We start from the raw sequence: 254 nt of genomic DNA, 5'->3' as shown, positions 1-254 counted from the left end.
AGGCCGAGGAGCGGCCGCCGAACCTCCAGCACGGGCTCGGCGTCCCCTCGGAGACCATGACGGCGCTGAACGAAGTGATCTCCAGCGAGTTCTCCGGACCGTACAACGTCGACGCCGCCACGCAGGGCTTCGTCGACGCGGTCTCTAACTGACACCGGTCCTCGATGCGACCGGATTTTAGCGGTTTCGGCACACGACGACCCACATGACACGGAACACTGACACCGGCGACGAGAGTGGCGACGCGGTCACGG

General features: G+C 65.7%; 1 pseudogene. It reads left to right on the top strand.

Annotation, left to right across the window (positions count from 1 at the left end):
• Window positions 1–152, top strand: a pseudogene (locus EXE42_RS20530) (carbohydrate ABC transporter substrate-binding protein); the annotation flags it as partial.
• Window positions 153–254: the final 102 nt, after the last annotated feature.

The sequence above is a fragment of the Halorubrum sp. SP3 genome, assembly GCF_005435195.1.
Classification (GTDB): domain Archaea; phylum Halobacteriota; class Halobacteria; order Halobacteriales; family Haloferacaceae; genus Halorubrum; species Halorubrum sodomense.
The sequence above is the reverse complement of the archived record's forward strand: the minus strand, read 5'-3'. Positions and strand labels throughout refer to the sequence as shown.